We start from the raw sequence: 16,776 nt of genomic DNA on the forward strand, positions 1-16,776 counted from the left end.
GATCTTACAACAGCGGGCAATAAAAAAGGCGAACCGGAGTTCGCCTTTCGAGGATATTGGCGGAGTGGACGGGACTCGAACCCGCGACCCCCGGCGTGACAGGCCGGTATTCTAACCGACTGAACTACCACTCCTTGTACTGCACTGACCAAGACACAAACCGAACCGGAAACTGGTGGGTGCTGAGAGGCTCGAACTCCCGACCTACGCCTTGTAAGGGCGCCGCTCTACCAACTGAGCTAAGCACCCGCTTCACGATTCAATGTGCCGAATCAGCTCACTGCTTTATGTACTTCGCTGGTACTGCTTAACCGCTTTTCTGCTGCTCGACTTCTCAAGCAGCGAAGCCCGTCAGTTTAGCGCATCCTTCAGCGCTTTGCCAGGCCTAAATTTAGGAACTTTGGCCGCCTTGATCTTGATCGCGGCACCGGTGCGCGGATTGCGTCCTGTGCGTGCGGTGCGCTTGCCGACCGCGAACGTGCCGAAACCGACCAAGGTCACCGAACCGCCCTTCTTCAACGTCCCCTTGACACCACCGATCACTGCATCAAGCGCACGACCCGCCGCCGCCTTCGAAATATCGGCTTGCTGTGCGATGTGATCGATCAATTCCGTCTTGTTCATTCCAACCCCCGAGAATGTTTATGGCAATCATGATGGCGCTCGCGGCACCTGGATTCACGCGGCCGGCGGGCAACGCCGGGCCGACTCATTAGAATTGGCCGAAACCCTTGTGTCAAGCGGGGTTGAGCCTGATTCGAGCGGTTTCGACGGGTGTTGTTCGTCACCAAATCTTGCTGCGAATCGATGTACGCGCAACGACTTTTGACACGCGTGACGACGCTGCTCAAAGGTTGGGAAACGCATCGCCACGACGACGCTTGCACGCTCAAATGCAGTACGACGCATTCCTGATTCACCGAACCGTACGGGCAATAAAAAACCCGCGGCATAACCGCGGGTTTTGGGGTGACTCACAGCTTTCGCCGCGAGCCGTTCAAGTTGCCGATGCTTCGCTTAATGCTTCACGACTTCCGTCGCGCCGGCATCCTTGCCGGGTTCTGCTGCGACCGGCGCAGCCGCCTTCGGCTCTTCTTCCGGCAAAGCCTGCGGCACACGTTCGAGCGCCAGTTCAAGCACCTTGTCGATCCAGCGGACCGGCACGATCTCGATCGCGTTCTTCACGTTGTCCGGAATCTCCGTCAGATCCTTGACGTTTTCTTCCGGAATCAGCACGAGCTTGATGCCACCGCGATGCGCCGCCAGCAGCTTCTCCTTCAGGCCGCCGATCGGCAGAACCTCGCCGCGCAACGTGATTTCGCCCGTCATCGCGACATCGGCACGTACCGGAATACCGGTCAATACCGACACCAGCGCGGTCGTCATCGCGATGCCGGCCGAAGGACCGTCCTTCGGCGTGGCGCCTTCCGGCACGTGGATGTGAATGTCCTGCTTCTCGAACGCCTCGTCCTTAATACCGAGACGGCGGGAGCGCGAACGAACCACCGAACGAGCTGCCTCGACCGATTCCTTCATCACGTCGCCGAGCGAACCGGTGCGGATCACGTTGCCCTTACCCGGCATCACCGCGGCTTCGATGGTCAGCAGATCGCCGCCCACTTCCGTCCACGCGAGACCCGTGACCTGGCCAACCTGATTTTCCTTCGCCGCCAGACCGAAGTCGTACTTACGCACGCCGAGGAAGGTATCGAGATTGCTGCCGTCGACCTTCACCGCGCCCGCCGCCTTCTTCAGCAGAAGCATCTTCACGACCTTGCGGCAGATCTTCGACACTTCACGCTCGAGCGAACGCACGCCCGCCTCACGCGTGTAGTAGCGAATGATGTCGCGGATCGCGGTTTCCGTCACATCGACCTCGCCTTCCTTGAGGCCGTTGTTCTTCTTCTGCTTCGGCAACAGATAACGCTGCGCAATGCTGACCTTCTCGTCTTCCGTGTAACCCGACAGACGGATCACTTCCATCCGGTCGAGCAGCGGCGGCGGAATGTTCAGCGAGTTCGACGTCGCCACGAACATCACGTCCGACAGATCGAAGTCCACTTCGACGTAGTGATCGGCGAACGTATGGTTCTGTTCCGGATCGAGCACTTCCAGCAATGCCGACGACGGATCGCCGCGGAAATCCTGACCCATCTTGTCGACTTCGTCGAGCAGGAAGAGCGGATTGCGCACGCCGACCTTGGTCAGGCTTTGCAGAATCTTGCCGGGCATCGAACCGATGTACGTACGACGGTGGCCGCGAATCTCGGCTTCGTCTCGCACACCGCCGAGCGCCATGCGGACGAACTTGCGGTTCGTTGCACGAGCGATCGACTGACCCAGCGACGTCTTACCGACACCCGGAGGCCCAACGAGGCACAGGATCGGCGCTTTCACCTTGTCGACACGTTGCTGGACCGCGAGATACTCGAGAATACGTTCCTTCACCTTCTCAAGACCGAAGTGGTCCTCGTCGAGCACGCGCTCCGCATTCGAGAGGTCATTGTTGACCTTGCTCTTCTTGCGCCACGGCAGCCCGATCAACGTGTCGATGTAGTTGCGCACGACCGTCGCTTCCGCCGACATCGGCGACATCAGCTTGAGTTTTTTCAGCTCGGCGTCGGCCTTCTTCTTGGCTTCCTTCGGCATGCGGGCAGCGGTGATGCGCTTCTCGAGTTCCTCGAGATCCGCACCTTCCTCGCCTTCGCCGAGTTCCTTCTGGATCGCCTTGACCTGCTCGTTCAGGTAGTACTCGCGTTGGCTCTTCTCCATCTGGCGCTTCACACGCCCACGGATGCGCTTTTCGACCTGAAGGATGTCGATCTCGGCTTCGAGCTGCGCGAGCAGATGCTCGAGGCGCTCGATCACCGGGAACATTTCGAGGATGTGCTGTTTCTGGTCGAGCTTGAGCGGCAGATGCGCCGCAATCGTATCGGCCAGACGACCCGCCTCGTCGATACCCGACAACGACGTCAGGATCTCTGGCGGAATCTTCTTGTTCAGCTTCACATACTGATCGAACTGCGACACGATCGCGCGGCGCAGCGCTTCGGTTTCAGCGCTGTCGGCGTGGTCGGGTTCGAGCGGCATGACTTCGCACGAGAACTGCGTTTCCTGTTCTTCGATGGAAAGCGTCTTCGCGCGTTGCAGACCCTCGACGAGCACCTTCACCGTGCCGTCGGGCAGCTTCAGCATTTGCAGGATGTTGGCGACACACCCTACTTCGTACATGTCCTTTTCGGTCGGCTCGTCTTTGGCAGCCGTTTTCTGGGCGACGAGCATGATGTGCTTGCCGCCTTCCATCGCTGCTTCGAGTGCCTTGATCGACTTCGGGCGGCCTACGAAGAGCGGAATCACCATGTGCGGGAAAACGACTACGTCTCGCAGCGGGAGCAGCGGGAGCGTAATGCGTTCCGGCGGGAGGAGTTGGGTTCCTGACATTTCATTTCCCCATGAGTGGAATCAGTTCGTTCGATAGGTGAGGCCAGCAGAAAATATTGCAAGCCTCCGCGTGTGGGAAAAGTTCAGTGACTCCGAAGGTTCAATGACTCCATAGTGAAAACAGGCATCGTTGACCACACGATAAACGAAAAAAGCCGTTCACGTTGCCATGAACGGCTTTTTTTGCAGAACACTGAAAGCCGATCAGTTCGAACCCGCCACTTTCGGCGCATCTTCGTAGATCAGCAAAGGTTTGCCGTCGCCATCGATCACGTTGTCGTCGATGATGACCTTGCTAACGCCTTTCATTGCCGGCAGATCGTACATCACGTCGAGCAGCGCCTGTTCCAGAATGGAGCGCAGCCCACGCGCGCCGGTCTTGCGGCGAATCGCCTTACGCGCGACAGCCTGCAATGCCGCCGGGCGAATTTCGAGCTCGACCCGTTCCATGTTGAACAGCTTGTGATACTGCTTGACCAGCGCATTCTTCGGTTCGACGAGAATCTTCATCAGCGCCGTTTCGTCGAGCTTGCCGAGCGTGGCCACCACCGGCAGACGACCGATCAGTTCGGGAATCAGACCGAACTTGATCAGATCTTCCGGCTCCACTTCGCGCAGCACCTCGCCCGCATCACGGTCCTGCTTGCTCTTCACGCTTGCGCCGAAACCGATACCGGTCTTCTCCGTACGATCGACGATCACCTTTTCGAGGCCATCGAACGCGCCGCCACAGATGAACAGAATGTTCGTGGTGTCGACCTGGATGAAGTCTTGGTTCGGATGCTTGCGGCCACCTTGCGGCGGCACCGACGCCATCGTGCCTTCGACCAGCTTCAGCAGCGCTTGCTGCACGCCTTCGCCCGACACGTCACGCGTAATCGACGGGTTGTCCGACTTGCGGCTGATCTTGTCGATTTCGTCGATATAGACAATACCGCGCTGAGCCTTGTCGACTTCGTAATTGCAGTTCTGCAGCAACTTCTGGATGATGTTCTCGACATCTTCGCCGACATAGCCGGCTTCCGTGAGCGTGGTTGCGTCGGCAATCACGAACGGAACGTTAAGAAGACGTGCGAGCGTTTGCGCGAGCAAGGTCTTGCCGGAACCCGTCGGGCCGATCAGCAGGATGTTGCTCTTGGACAGCTCGATCTCGTCTTTCTTGTCGAGATGCTTGAGGCGCTTGTAGTGGTTGTACACCGCGACCGCGAGAATCTTCTTCGCCCGTTCCTGACCAATCACGTACTGGTCGAGAATTTCACGGATTTCCTGCGGGCTCGGCAGATCAGACTTGGACAAGCCCGCCTCGATGCCCGCGCCTGCAGCCTCGTCGCGGATGATTTCGTTGCACAGGTCGATACATTCATCGCAGATGAATACCGACGGGCCGGCAATCAGTTTTTTCACTTCATGCTGGCTCTTGCCGCAAAACGAGCAATACAACAGCTTTTCGCTGTTAGAACCTTTCTTGTCCGCCATAGATGTGTGAGCCTCCGGACACTCAATTACATGATACGCCGTTTGCCCCGGCCTCGCAGTTGGGCGCGGACGGGGCTGAGCCAAGGTGACGGCGTTTGCCGCGGGCGCTCGGACGAGTCTTGATTATTTCACAACCGATCAGGTGACAAATTCACCCTGAATCGGGGCAAACCCGCACCGGATCACGGACGCTTATGCGCGACCTGGTCCACCAGACCGTAAGCTTGCGCGTCGTCGCCGGACATGAAGTTGTCGCGGTCGGTGTCGCGGGCAATACGTTCGACCGGTTGGCCGGTATGGTGCGCCAGCAGATGATTCAGGCGTTCTTTCAAATACAGAATTTCGCGCGCCTGAATCTCGATATCCGATGCCTGACCACGCGCGCCGCCCAACGGCTGGTGAATCATCACGCGCGAGTTCGGCAACGCGAAGCGCTTGCCCTTCGCACCGGCCGCCAGCAGGAACGCGCCCATGCTGGCCGCGAGACCCATGCACAACGTGGAGACGTCCGGTTTGATGAACTGCATCGTGTCGTAAATCGCCATACCTGCCGACACAGAGCCACCCGGGCTGTTGATGTAGAAGCTGATGTCCTTGTCCGGATTTTCGCTTTCAAGGAACAGCATCTGCGCGACGACGAGGTTCGCCGTCTGGTCATTCACTTCGCCGACCAGGAACACGATACGTTCCTTCAGCAGACGCGAGTAGATGTCATACGAGCGCTCGCCCCGGCCGCTCGTTTCCACGACGATCGGCACCAGTCCGAGCGCCTGCGCTTCGAGATCCCGGGACGACTGGGAAGTCAACGTGTCCAGCATTTGGGCGCGAAAGGTCATGCAATGGATCCTTGTCTGGAAATATTCTAAATATTAGATTCTGGACAGGTGTGGTCGACGACCCCGTATTCAAGTGCGCGATCAGTGCGGGCGACTGGTGCGGCTCGATGCAAGCCGGCCATGCGAAACGCAACGCTCATTACCCGTTCGCAGCACAAAAATCACCGCACAAAAAAACGGCGTGCGGGCCGTCGCTCCGACAGCCGGCACGCCGTTGCAGCGACGCTTACGCTTGCGCCGTTGCGCTTGCCAGTTCTTCGAAGCTCACTTCCTTGTCCGTCACCTTCGCCTTGCCCAGCACGAAATCGACGACGTTGGCTTCAACGACGTACGCTTCCATTTCAGCAAGGCGTTGCTGGTTCGAATAATACCAGCGGACGACTTCCTTCGGGTCTTCATAGCTTTTCGCGAATTCGTCGACTTCGGCGCGAATCTGTTCCGGCTTGGCTTGCAGTTCGTTGGCCTTGACCAGCTCAGCCAGCACGAGGCCCAGCTTGACGCGGCGCTCTGCCTGATCCTTGAACATGGCTGCCGGAATCGGCGCATCCTTGGCGTTCGGCACGCCGCGTTGCTCCAGATCCTGACGCGCCATGGCGACCAGACGCTCCTGATCCTGTTCGATCAGCGCGTTCGGCACGTCCAGTTCCGAAATCTTCAGCAGCGCGTCCATCACCTGATTCTTGACGATGGCTTGCGTGCGGCGCTTCGCTTCGCGTTCGAGGTTGTCCTTGATTTCGGCGCGCATCTTGGTCAGATCGCCGTCTTCGATACCGAGCGACTTCGCGAAGTCAGCGTCGATTTCCGGCAGATGCGGCCACTCGATCTTCTTCATCGTGATCGTGAATTGCGCGGTCTTGCCGGCGACATCCTTGCCGTGATAGTCGGCCGGGAATGCCAGGTCGAATTCCTTCGATGCACCGACCGCCAGACCCAGCGCTGCCTGTTCGAATTCCGGCAGCATGCGGCCTTCGCCCAGCACGAACGTGAAGTCTTCGGCGCTGCCGCCCTGGAACACTTCACCTTCGATCTTGCCGACGAAGTCGACCGTCACGCGGTCGCCGTCTTTCGCTGCCGTATCAGCGCCGCCGTCGCCATGCTCGCCGGCTTCGCCGCGAGCGTGGAAATGCACGCGCTGCTTGCGCAGGATGTCCAGCGTGCGGTCGATTTCCGCTTCGCTGATCGTGGTCGTGGTGCGCTCGATTTCAGCCGTGGCGACGTCGCCCAGCTTCACTTCCGGATACACCTCGAAGGTCGCGTCGAACGCGTAGTCGCCTTCCACCGCGTCGGCCTTCGGCGCGAAGCTCGGCTGGCCGGCAACGCGCAGGTTTTCGGCGCGGCTGATGTCGAAGAATTCCTTGCCGACCTTGTCGCTCAGCACTTCGGCTTCCACCTGGCCCGAATACTGTTGCGTGACCATCTTCAGCGGCACCTTGCCCGGGCGGAAACCCGGCATGCGCACATTCTTCGCGAGCTGGCGGATACGCGAATCCACTTCCTTCTGCACGGCATCCTTCGGCAGGGAAATCGTGACGCGGCGTTCGAGCTTGCCGAGGTTTTCAACAACGTTAGCCATGGCTTCAATCGTCCTAAAATTATTCGAGCGAATCAGTTATCTTCTCCGTGCCGCGTCTCGATGTCGCTTCGCGTTCGGCTACATAGCCTCGCATCGATTTCGCGCCTGCGCCGCGGGCTTGCAGGCCGCCGGCAGCACGGTTGGGTCCAAAGAGCCGAATATTTTAGCAAACTATTTGCGCGCTCAAGCGGGATTCCGTGATCGGCCGCGTTTTTCTCGCGCTTTTGCCCTGTTTTCACGTGCCTTTTCGACCATTTCCGGTGCAAGGCGACCCGCTTGCGGCCTGCTGCGCCAGCGCGCCCGACCCCGGAGCCGGCCGCGCGACGGCCAGCCCATGCTCAGCCATCGGCCAGTCGTCGGCAGAACGCGGCGCACCCCGGACGATCCCGGCTATGCCGTTCGACATATTCAGTCGGCGCGCCCATGCTGCTAAAGTTACGCACTCGCTCGGGGCCGCGCCACGCTAACGCTGATTGACACAAGAGCCACGACAGTCCGTTTCACCGCCCTCGCCAAGACTTCAAACTTTAAGAGACACCATGCCGAATTCGCCGTCCTCGCCCGTCGTCGTCATTGCTCCCGATTCTTTTAAAGGCTCGCTTAGCGCGGAACAGGTCGCGCAGTCGATCGCGACCGGCATCCGCCGCGCCCGCCCCGACGCCGACGTGCGCATCTGTCCGATGGCCGATGGCGGCGAAGGCACGCTCGACGCCATGCTCACGCGCGGCGGCGAGCGCCGCACGCTGAACGTGCGCGGCGCGGCCGGTCCGGTGCGCGCGGCGCTCACCGGCCTGCTCGCCGACGGTAGCGCGATCGTCGAAACGGCGGAAGTCGTCGGTATCACGGATCCGGTGGGCATGGGCGTGCCGGTCGAGGCGCGCAGCACGCGCGGCATGGGCGAAGCGATCCGCGCGCTGCTGGACGAAGGCGTGCGGCGCTTTTACGTCGCGCTCGGCGGCAGCAGCACGAACGACGGCGGCGCCGGTCTGCTGGTCGGCCTCGGCCTAAAACTGTTCGACGCGCAGAATCAGGAACTCGACGCCACGCCCGAACAACTCGCGCGGGTCGCGCGGGTCGACGTATCGCAACTCGACGCGCGTCTTGCCGACACGCAGTTCGTCGGCATGTCGGACGTGGATAACCCGTTGACCGGCGAGCATGGCGCGACTGCCGTGTTCGGTCCGCAAAAGGGCGTGAAACCGGATCAGGTCGCACCGGTCGACGCGGCCCTCGCGCATTTCGCCGATCTGCTCGAAGCGGCGCTCGGCCGTCGCGCGCGCGACTTGCCCGGCGCGGGCGCGGCCGGCGGTCTCGGCTTCGCGCTGCACATGCTCGGCGCGCAATTCGAACCGGGCGCGGAAACCGTTTCGCGCCTGATCGGCCTCGACGCCGCGCTCGAAGGCGCGAACTGGCTGATCACCGGCGAAGGCCGCTCGGATGTGCAGACACTGCACGGCAAGGCGCCCTTCATCGCCTGCCGCCATGCCCAGGCTGCGGGCGTGCCGGCCACGCTGCTGTCCGGCGCGGTCGACTCCGCCGCGCTGCCGCGTCTGGCCGAGCACTTCAGCGGCTGCTTCTCGCCGGCGCCCGGCCCGATCACGCTGGAAGTGGCGATTCGCGACGCCGCGCGTCTGCTGGCCGACGAAGCCGAACAATTGACGCGCCTGAAATACGGCGCGCGTTGACCCGCGGGACGGTTGCGGCAACAATCACTGCGCCGCAACCGCCTCACTCACCACGGGAAGACCATGAAGGACTCCGCCAAGACCGGGCTCGAACAGTTCCTCACGTATCGCCTGCATGTGTTGAACAAGCTTGCCGAGCGCGGCATCGGCGAACGCTATCAGGACAAGCTCGGCGTGAGCCTGCCCGAGGCGCGCGTGATTGCGTCGGTGGGTTCGTTCGGTCCGTTTTCGATCATGGAACTGGCGCGGCACGCGAATCTCGACAAGAGCCAGGCGAGCCGCGCGGCCGAAGCGTTGATCCGTCAGGGGCTCGTGCAGCGCGAGCCGAGCGCCGAGGACGGCCGCGTGGTACTGGTGTCGCTGACGCCTGAGGGACGCGCGCTGTATCGCAAGGTCATGCCGATCGCGCGCAAGTGGAACAGCGATCTGTTCGCCTGTCTCGACGAGCAGGAAAAGCTGGCATTCGGCCACGCGCTCGACAGGATCATCGAGACGATGACGGCACGCGAAGTCTGACGCGTCGACGCGTTGTCATGCGCCGGCTCGCGTCACGCGTCGCCGTCGCTTTCCGTGTCGAGGCGGGTGGTCATGGCGGCCGATGCGCCGGAAACGCTCGCGCCGTCCACCCCGGCACCTGACGCAGCGGCCGGGATCGCGCTACCCGACGCTGAATTGATCGCCGCGCTACTCGTCCCCACTGCTTCGACACGAGCGCGCAGCTTGCGCATTAACCGCCACGCGAGCATGGCCAGCGAACCGAGCGCCAACACCAGCGCGGCGCCCAACAGATAGCGGCGCGGCGCACCAGAACCCGCGCTAACCGTCGATGCATCCGCATCACGTCCAATCGGCACCACATCGCCCAGTCGCGCCACCGCCGGTACCGACGACGCGGCATCCATCAAAAGCTTCTCCCGGCTCACCGCCGCCGATTCCACCGCGGCATTGCCCACCGCCAGCGTGAACGGCGCAGCCCCACGCGCGGCGAAGACCAGCGTCGCGGGACGCCAGCCGGCGGTCACCGTCAACGCGCCGCTGCCCAATTCACCGTTGCGCGTGTCGACCACCACACGCCACTGCCGGTCGGTATCCGGCGCGAATTCGAGCGGCGGACTGTTCTGCTCGACGCCGCCATTGCGCAAGCGGAACAGCGTCGCGTTCGACACTTCCCGCCACGGCATCTCCAGCGTCGCGCGCGAATAGACGCGCGCCGGCGCAACCGTATCCGGCTGCGGCAGATTCAGACGCAACCGGTCGACTGGATAAGGACCGCCCGTCGAAAAGAAATACTCGCCGGCCCTCGGCCCGAGATGCGCGACGATCCCCTCCCGCCACATCCGCTGGACGGCTTCGCGTTGCGCGGGCGCGGCGCCGGCGCGCGCCTCCATGTCGATCGATTCGACATAGGGCGAACCATCCAGCCAGTGCAGGCGCAGATAGCGCGCACGCGTGCCGTCGAGTTCGATCCGGTCCTGGCTGAGCGTGCTGCCGTTGTCGTTGACCTTGAGCAGTTGCGCGTCGCCGACGGGCTGCCAGTGACGCAGATCGTCGCTGGCATCGACCGATACGCGGCCCTGGTAATTGTCGTCGCGCAGGTGCACGAGCAGCGCGCTCAGGTGGCTCGTGCGCGATGCGCGCCCGACGTCGACGAGATCGGTGTCGTGCTGATCGCGAGACGGCGGCGCGGCGGTCGCGCGCAGCGAGCCGTCGGCGGAAATCGCCAGACCGATGGGCGCGGAAGGCGCGCTCGACGCGCTCGCCAATCCCGTCGTGGTCAGCGGCAACGGAAACCAGTTCACCGCGCGCAATGTCCGTGTGCCGCGCGCGGCTTCGGGCGGGACGTCGAGCGAGTAAGGCACGGCGTCGCCCGCGCCGTTCAGAACCCGCAGGTCGCCGAGATCGCCGCGCCGGCTCGCGGCGTAGACCGGCGCCAGCAACGGCATGCTGTAGTACGCGGCGCCTTCTTCCATCTGCAGCGCAAAGTGCCGGGCGAAGTCGTCGGTCGCCCATGCGGGAGCGGACGTCAGCGCCCATGCCCAGACGGACACCCATGCACCACGCCAACCGGTCAGTTTCAGGACACGCTTCATTGCTCGGTTTCCACGACTGCGATCCATCCAGGAAGGTGATGTCCCGACGCGGCGAACACACCGCCTCCACGATAACGATACTTCGGCCCGTACCGACCTCGACTCCGAAATTTCGCGGCGTTGGTACGGCAGCGCTCATCCGCGACGCGCGGCGATTTTACGGTTTGGGGTTCGGTCCAACCATGTCAAAATTCGCCACCGGCCACCGGGCCCACCCTCCCTCTTCATCTCCCATTTTCATCCAAGGAAGTTTCAGTGGACATCAACAAACAGCTCGCGGCTCTCACCGCTTCGGAACTCCAGACGGCCGGCGCAAGCCAGGCGACGGCGATTGCCGTCAGCGTGCTGCTGCGTCATCTGCGCTCGCCCGAACTGGTGAAGCTGCTGTCGTCGGCCTTTGAAAATCATCAGGCGGTCATGCTGCAAACGCCGTGGCCCGATCAGATGCTGCAGGCGTTCGAATCGACCCGCCGTTTCCTCGAAGGCGCGGCACAGGCCGAACTGCCGGGCACGCCGGCGCAACCCGACGCCCCGGACGCCTGAGCGGGAGCAACGCGCGCGCGCAACGAAAACCCAACAAAAAACCCCGCCAGTCCAGAGACTTGACGGGGTTCTTCGCGACGAATACATGGTGCGAGGGAGGGGACTCGAACCCCTACACCCTTGCGGGCGTCAGGACCTAAACCTGGTGCGTCTACCAATTTCGCCACCCTCGCAGCCGGCTCAGCGCAAGGCGCCGTGCCGATGTCCTGTACACTCGCGGCCGCGCTCAAAACACGCGCCCGAAAGCGTAAGCGCGAGATTCTAACCGATAGATTCGCGCTTGTCTGCATCTGCCTGGCATCTGTCTGGACGACGCCGATGCTACAATTTTTGGTTCGATGCACGACCATCGTGCCCATGCCTCGCCGCCCGTTCCCCACACGCCCATTCCAGTGAATTTCGACGACCAGTGAATTTCGACGACTATTGCCAGCAGAAAGCGGCGCCGCCCGGATCGAGCAGCTACTACGCGCTACGGCAGGCGCCCGCGAAAAGCCAGCCGCTATTGACCGCGTTGTTCGCGCTGCGCCGCGAGTTCGAGGAAACGGTCAAGGAACTGAGCGATCCGGCCATCGGCCGCACCAAGCTCGCGTGGTGGCAAAAGGAACTGGCCGCGCTGGCGTCGGGCTCGCCTTCGCATCCGGTGAGTCAGGCGCTGGCCGCGTATCTGCCCGATGTGCAGGCTGGGTACCCGGCCTTGCAGGCGCTGCTCGCCGGCTTCGAGATGGATCTCGACCAGGCGCGTTATCTCGACTTCCCGAATCTACGGCGCTATGTGCAGAGCGTCGGCGGCACGTTCGCGTCGCTGGTCGCGCGTGCATCGGCGCGCGATACCGCCCACTCGCCCGAGTGGTCCGCGCCGCTGGGCGACGCGCTGCTGCTCGCGCAACTCGTCGTCGAAACGGGCAACGATGCGCGCCACGGCCGCATCTATATTCCGATCGACGAGATGCAACGCTACAACGTGACGGCCGCGGATCTGATCAACCGGAAATACTCCGACGCGTTCACCGAGCTGATGCGCTTCGAAACCTCGCGCGCGCGCGATGCGTTGATTGCCGCGCGCACGGCGATCCCGGCGGCCGAGCGTCGCGCGCAGCGCACGCTGCTCGCGCTGACGGCGCTCGCACTGGCGCTGCTGGAGGAAATCGAACGCGACGGTTATCACGTGCTGCATCAACGCATCGCGCTGACGCCGGTGCGCAAGCTCTGGATCGCGTGGCGCGCGAAATAAACCGGCCGGATTGAAGCGAAGCAACGCGGATCGCGGCCGCCGTCACGCCCGCAACAGCGGCAGCGGCTCGAAGCGCTGCTGCAGAATCGCGGACGAATCAAGTCCCCACCACGGTCCCAGCACCGTCGCATAGATCTGCCGGAAATCCACACCGACCGGCAGATTGCCGTTGCCGTCGAGTCGCGCGAGCACCGGCGGCACGCCGTACAGGCCGCCGCGCACGCGTCCGCCCATCACGAAATGCGGCGCCACCGTGCCGTGATCGGTACCGTTGCTCTGGTTCTCGCGCGGACGCCGCCCGAACTCCGCGTATGTCATCACCAGCGTGTCGTCCCAACGGCCGAGCTCGACGAGCGCCGACTTCAGCGACGCGAACCCTTCCGCCAATTGTTTGAGCAGCGACGCCTGCTGCCCCGGCTGGTTCTGGTGCGTATCGAAACCGTTCAGCGTCAGACGGATCACCGCGACGCCCTGCCCGCGCTTCGGTTTTTCCCGCGGCGGACCGCCCGCGGGCGAAGGCTGCAACGTGTCGCCGGCGGCCAGCACCTGCATCGCGGTCTTGATCGAGCCGCCGAACGCGCCGCCCGGAAACACGGTCTTCAACTGCGCCTGACCTTGCGTGGGACGCAGCCGGTCGGCCGCTTTCACGATGTCGTTCTCGACGTCGAGAATGTGCGCGAGTTCGGGGTTGCGCTCATGCAGCGAGACCGGCGTCACGAGACGCGATGCCTTGACGAACTGCGCCGGATTCACGAGCGCGATGGCGCGTGCGCCGTTCGCGAGCGGCCCCATCTCGGCGCTGCCGATCACCACGCCGTCGGCGGCGAAACCGGACGGCACCGGCGACTGCGCGAAGGCACGCGTGAGCCAGCCTTCGCGCAGATACTGATCGGAGCGCGACGCGGTATCCCAGATCTCGATCGAACGGAAATGCGACAGGTTCGGCTGCGCATAGCTCACGCCTTGCACGATCGCCAGTTGCTGGCTCTGCCACAGCGGCATCAACGCCTGCAACGAGGGATGCAGCGCGGTGCGCTCATCGAGCTGGATAGCCTGCTCGCGCTTGATACCGATGTTCTTGCGCAGCTGATAGTAAACAGGATCGGCGAACGGGATCACGGTGTTCAACCCGTCGTTGCCACCCTTGAGTTCGACGAGGATCAGCAGGTTGTCGTAGCCGCGAGCCGACGTGCCGCCCAACCCTTCCTGCTGCGCGCCGAACGCGCGCGGCAGCCAGAGCGCGGCGCTCGCGGCGGCGCCCATCGAGAGAAAGCTGCGTCGTTTCATCCTGCACCTCGATCGATTGTTTGCGTTGTTCAGACCGTTGCTTCGCGCGACCCGTCGTGATGCGCGCCGGGCGCTCACTTCAATTGATAAGCCGGGTCCATCAGCAGCGCTTCCAGATAGGCGCTCGCGGTCGAATCGGTTTCGATCGCATCGACCGGCGTCAGCGGCAGGACCGCGTGCTGCAGCTGCAGTTCCGCCGACAGGCCCGGCTTCGCGGTCGGCGCGGTGTTATAGCGGGCGAGCCACGTGTCGATATCGAAGCGTACGCCTCCTTGCCCGCCCTGGCCCGTTCGCGCCATCACATGTTGCAACTGCGGTTGTAACGGCGGATTACCGCGCGTGGCGACAGCCGCCGACGCGTTGATCGTCTGACCACCCGGAGCCGTCGAGCCTCGCGCCGCGAGATCGCCGCTCGCCGGACCGGCCGCTGCGCCCTTCCCGTTCACCGGCTTGCTCATCGCACGCGGCCTGCCCGCCTCGGTCGCGCGAAACAACTGCTCGACGAATTGCTTGCGGGCCAGCAGTGTCGAACTATTGATCCACGTCGTGCCGCCCGGCCAGCCCTTCACGTTCGGCGGATAGAACAGGTTCTCGCCAAGCGTGCGGATCTGCGCGGCAAATGGCGTGGTGTTGTCGTAACCGATGTCGAACGCCCGCAGCGTGCCGACCACGAATTCCGCCGGCGATTTCACCAGCACGCCGCGATCGTCGTCGGCCCAGAACGCGTCGCTCATGAAGAGACCTCGCAGCGCGACCTTGATGTCGTAATGGCTCGCGCGAAAGCGCGCGGCGATCGGCGCGATACGCGCCGGGTCCGGCGTATCGGAGACGAACTCGCGCCACAGCTTGTCCGTGACGAAGGTGGCCGTCTCCGGCCGCGCGAGCAGGATGTCGAGCACCTGATCGCCGTCGAACGGACCGGCTTCGCCGAGCACCGTCTTCTCGCCGTCGTCGTGCTGGTTTGCGCGCCATACGTACGCCTGCGTGTCGGGATCGAGACTCCAGCCGGTGTACGCGCGCGCTGCTTCCGACACGTCGCGCTGCGTGTAATGGCCTTCGCCGAGGGTGAACAGCTCCATCACTTCGCGCGCGAAGTTTTCGTTGGGCTTGCCCTTGCGATTGCTTGCGCCGTCCAGGTACTGCAGCATCGCGGGATCTTTCGCGACGTCGTGCAGCATTTCGCCGAAGTTGCCGAGCGCGTCGCGTCGCAGCAGCATGTTCTGCTGCGCCATCTGCTGCGGATAGCCGACCTTGTCCTGTCCCGACGTGAAGTGGTTCGACCAGAACAAGGTCATGCGTTCGGTCAGCGGCGATGGCGTCGCGAGCATTTCGCGCACCCACCATGCGCGTAGCGCTTCGTAACGCTGGCCGCGCAGACGCTGTTCGTCGCGGCGCTGGTCGTCGGTCCAGGCTTTGCGTTCGTCGCGCGTCGGAACCGGTTCGAGCACCCAGTCGGGCAGCGGCGTCGACGCTTCGGTGCGGGTGCCCGCCAGCACTTTATCGACGGCCTGCTCGCGCGTGAGTCCGACGTATTGCGCAAGCTCGGCGCTGTCCGGCGCGAAGCCGACGCGGGTGAGGAAGAAGCGCGCGTCGTCGGCATCCAGCAACGCGGCCTGCCCGCTCTCCGGGCTAGCGGTCACGTCGGATGCCGCGGTGGCCGCGGCGGCCGCGCGATGCTTGACGTGCGGACCGTGAGGAACACCCGGCTGATCGGCCCAGGCCGGCCAGGCGTACGCCGCGGCAAGCAGGGTGGCCGATGCGGCTAGCGCACAAACGCGATAGCCGCGATTACCACGTGCTGGCAATTTCATCATGGGTCATCCGGGTCGGCCCTACGTTATGAAAGGCGTTCGCGCATCCTGCCGAAAGATCGGCCAACGACAGCCAGCGCTCCGCTCTGACGACTCAACGGCAGACTGGACGGGAAAGTTGACGGGGGAAGTGCAACGAAATTTTTCAGCGCGGAGGGCGCGCAGCGGACAAAACGGACAGGCAAGGGATGAGCAAGACAGCGGCCCACGGCCGGGCACGAAAATGGCTACCGCTTATAGAGTTCGCGGACGGCGTCTTCGATATGCTGACGTAACAGACGCCGTTCGTCGGGCGTCATATGACCATCACGGCGGCGTTGATCGAGATCGGGGGGGACGGCGGTGCGCAACATCACATCGGATGCGGGACGTTCGACAGGCAGGTTGTGGCGATTCGACCTACCGTTGCCTTGCCTGGGCGCGCGCTCGCTCGCGGCTCTGTCGGCGGAAGGCTGGGCATGGGCGAGCGTCGGTCCCAGTGAGCCTGCAAGCGTTCCGGCAACTGCCAGTGCAACAACGCTCAAGCGCACATTCGGCCAAACCCCTCCCATCATCTTGTTCCCTTCGTGGCGCGGCAAACGGCTACCTCAAATGCGTATACAGACCCCAGCAACGAACCGGGTGCAAAGCCCGGGAATAAGCCGGGTGCGAGAGTGTTTAGTCGAGTGAAGTATCCACCGAACAGCCGCATTCAGTAAAGCAGTCTACCTGCCCGTCCTTTACGTCGTGCCACAGTGCGGGTAAATTTTGTAACTGACTGTAACCCGTTAAATGAAGCAAACGCGCACCACTTTCTAATC

The 16,776-nt window shown here is 63.0% G+C and carries 13 protein-coding genes and 3 tRNA genes; 4 read left to right on the top strand and 12 right to left on the bottom strand.

Features of this window, described 5'->3' with window-relative positions:
- Nucleotides 1-57 precede the first annotated feature (57 nt).
- The 7 genes from LFL96_RS10265 to tig all read right to left on the bottom strand — a co-directional run bounded on the left by LFL96_RS10265 (nt 58) and on the right by tig (nt 7,326).
- A tRNA-Asp gene (locus LFL96_RS10265) sits at nt 58-134 on the bottom strand.
- Nucleotides 135-173: 39 nt separating this feature from the next.
- A tRNA-Val gene (locus tag LFL96_RS10270) sits at nt 174-249 on the bottom strand.
- A gap of 102 nt (nt 250-351) precedes the next feature.
- Nucleotides 352-624 (bottom strand): HU family DNA-binding protein, encoded by a 273-nt coding sequence (locus LFL96_RS10275; RefSeq protein ID WP_007585907.1) that lies wholly within the window; start codon nt 622-624, stop codon nt 352-354.
- 393 nt (nt 625-1,017) lie between these two features.
- A complete protein-coding gene (lon, locus tag LFL96_RS10280; protein WP_280995152.1) occupies nt 1,018-3,441 on the bottom strand; it encodes an endopeptidase La in 2,424 nt (807 codons plus the stop codon).
- 204 nt (nt 3,442-3,645) lie between these two features.
- A complete protein-coding gene (clpX, locus tag LFL96_RS10285; RefSeq protein ID WP_280995153.1) occupies nt 3,646-4,917 on the bottom strand; it encodes an ATP-dependent Clp protease ATP-binding subunit ClpX in 1,272 nt (423 codons plus the stop codon).
- 182 nt (nt 4,918-5,099) lie between these two features.
- On the bottom strand, nt 5,100-5,753 hold the full coding sequence (gene clpP, locus LFL96_RS10290; RefSeq protein ID WP_007182010.1) for an ATP-dependent Clp endopeptidase proteolytic subunit ClpP: 654 nt from the start codon (nt 5,751-5,753) through the stop codon (nt 5,100-5,102).
- Between the two features lie 226 nt (nt 5,754-5,979).
- Nucleotides 5,980-7,326, bottom strand: a complete 1,347-nt coding sequence (tig, locus tag LFL96_RS10295) for a trigger factor (protein ID WP_280995154.1) — start codon at nt 7,324-7,326, stop codon at nt 5,980-5,982.
- Between the two features lie 539 nt (nt 7,327-7,865).
- Here tig and LFL96_RS10300 point away from each other — a divergent pair.
- Together LFL96_RS10300 and LFL96_RS10305 are read left to right on the top strand one after the other, a co-directional pair.
- Nucleotides 7,866-9,011: a glycerate kinase gene (locus LFL96_RS10300; protein WP_280995155.1), complete on the top strand. Its 1,146-nt coding sequence runs from the start codon at nt 7,866-7,868 to the stop codon at nt 9,009-9,011.
- A gap of 63 nt (nt 9,012-9,074) precedes the next feature.
- Entirely contained in the window at nt 9,075-9,527 is a 453-nt protein-coding gene (locus LFL96_RS10305; RefSeq protein ID WP_280995156.1) for a MarR family transcriptional regulator, read from the top strand.
- Between the two features lie 32 nt (nt 9,528-9,559).
- Here LFL96_RS10305 and LFL96_RS10310 read toward each other — a convergent pair whose 3' ends face one another.
- A complete protein-coding gene (locus LFL96_RS10310; protein WP_280995157.1) occupies nt 9,560-11,101 on the bottom strand; it encodes a DUF3999 domain-containing protein in 1,542 nt (513 codons plus the stop codon).
- Between the two features lie 255 nt (nt 11,102-11,356).
- Here LFL96_RS10310 and LFL96_RS10315 point away from each other — a divergent pair, with 255 nt between their 5' ends.
- Nucleotides 11,357-11,644 carry a hypothetical protein gene (locus LFL96_RS10315; protein ID WP_280995158.1) on the top strand — a complete coding sequence of 96 codons (288 nt, stop codon included), beginning with the start codon at nt 11,357-11,359 and terminating at the stop codon, nt 11,642-11,644.
- 86 nt (nt 11,645-11,730) lie between these two features.
- On the opposite strand, the gene LFL96_RS10320 is transcribed toward LFL96_RS10315, so the two are convergent.
- Nucleotides 11,731-11,817 (bottom strand) — tRNA-Leu (locus LFL96_RS10320).
- Nucleotides 11,818-12,053: 236 nt separating this feature from the next.
- On the opposite strand from LFL96_RS10320, the gene LFL96_RS10325 reads away from it, so the two are divergent.
- Nucleotides 12,054-12,878, top strand: coding sequence for a squalene/phytoene synthase family protein (locus tag LFL96_RS10325; protein WP_280995159.1), 825 nt, complete (start codon nt 12,054-12,056; stop codon nt 12,876-12,878).
- A gap of 42 nt (nt 12,879-12,920) precedes the next feature.
- Here the strand turns inward: LFL96_RS10325 and LFL96_RS10330 are convergent, their stop codons facing one another.
- From LFL96_RS10330 to LFL96_RS10340, 3 genes are all read right to left on the bottom strand, one after another.
- Nucleotides 12,921-14,165 (bottom strand): DUF1501 domain-containing protein, encoded by a 1,245-nt coding sequence (locus LFL96_RS10330; protein WP_280995160.1) that lies wholly within the window; start codon nt 14,163-14,165, stop codon nt 12,921-12,923.
- A gap of 74 nt (nt 14,166-14,239) precedes the next feature.
- Nucleotides 14,240-15,979 (bottom strand): DUF1800 domain-containing protein, encoded by a 1,740-nt coding sequence (locus LFL96_RS10335; protein ID WP_280995161.1) that lies wholly within the window; start codon nt 15,977-15,979, stop codon nt 14,240-14,242.
- 224 nt (nt 15,980-16,203) lie between these two features.
- Nucleotides 16,204-16,530, bottom strand: coding sequence for a hypothetical protein (locus LFL96_RS10340; RefSeq protein WP_281000682.1), 327 nt, complete (start codon nt 16,528-16,530; stop codon nt 16,204-16,206).
- Nucleotides 16,531-16,776: the final 246 nt, after the last annotated feature.

The sequence above is a fragment of the Paraburkholderia sp. D15 genome (assembly GCF_029910215.1).
GTDB lineage: Bacteria > Pseudomonadota > Gammaproteobacteria > Burkholderiales > Burkholderiaceae > Paraburkholderia.

Bases quoted from the DNA above. Each gene is read 5' to 3' on its own strand.
- LFL96_RS10305 (WP_280995156.1), top strand. From the start codon at position 9,075: ATGAAGGACTCCGCCAAGACCGGGCTCGAACAGTTCCTCACGTATCGC.
- lon (WP_280995152.1), bottom strand. From the start codon at position 3,441: ATGTCAGGAACCCAACTCCTCCCGCCGGAACGCATTACGCTCCCGCTG.
- clpP (WP_007182010.1), bottom strand. From the start codon at position 5,753: ATGACCTTTCGCGCCCAAATGCTGGACACGTTGACTTCCCAGTCGTCC.
- LFL96_RS10330 (WP_280995160.1), bottom strand. From the start codon at position 14,165: ATGAAACGACGCAGCTTTCTCTCGATGGGCGCCGCCGCGAGCGCCGCG.
- LFL96_RS10275 (WP_007585907.1), bottom strand. From the start codon at position 624: ATGAACAAGACGGAATTGATCGATCACATCGCACAGCAAGCCGATATT.
- tig (WP_280995154.1), bottom strand. From the start codon at position 7,326: ATGGCTAACGTTGTTGAAAACCTCGGCAAGCTCGAACGCCGCGTCACG.
- LFL96_RS10335 (WP_280995161.1), bottom strand. From the start codon at position 15,979: ATGATGAAATTGCCAGCACGTGGTAATCGCGGCTATCGCGTTTGTGCG.
- clpX (WP_280995153.1), bottom strand. From the start codon at position 4,917: ATGGCGGACAAGAAAGGTTCTAACAGCGAAAAGCTGTTGTATTGCTCG.
- LFL96_RS10310 (WP_280995157.1), bottom strand. From the start codon at position 11,101: ATGAAGCGTGTCCTGAAACTGACCGGTTGGCGTGGTGCATGGGTGTCC.
- LFL96_RS10340 (WP_281000682.1), bottom strand. From the start codon at position 16,530: ATGATGGGAGGGGTTTGGCCGAATGTGCGCTTGAGCGTTGTTGCACTG.
- LFL96_RS10300 (WP_280995155.1), top strand. From the start codon at position 7,866: ATGCCGAATTCGCCGTCCTCGCCCGTCGTCGTCATTGCTCCCGATTCT.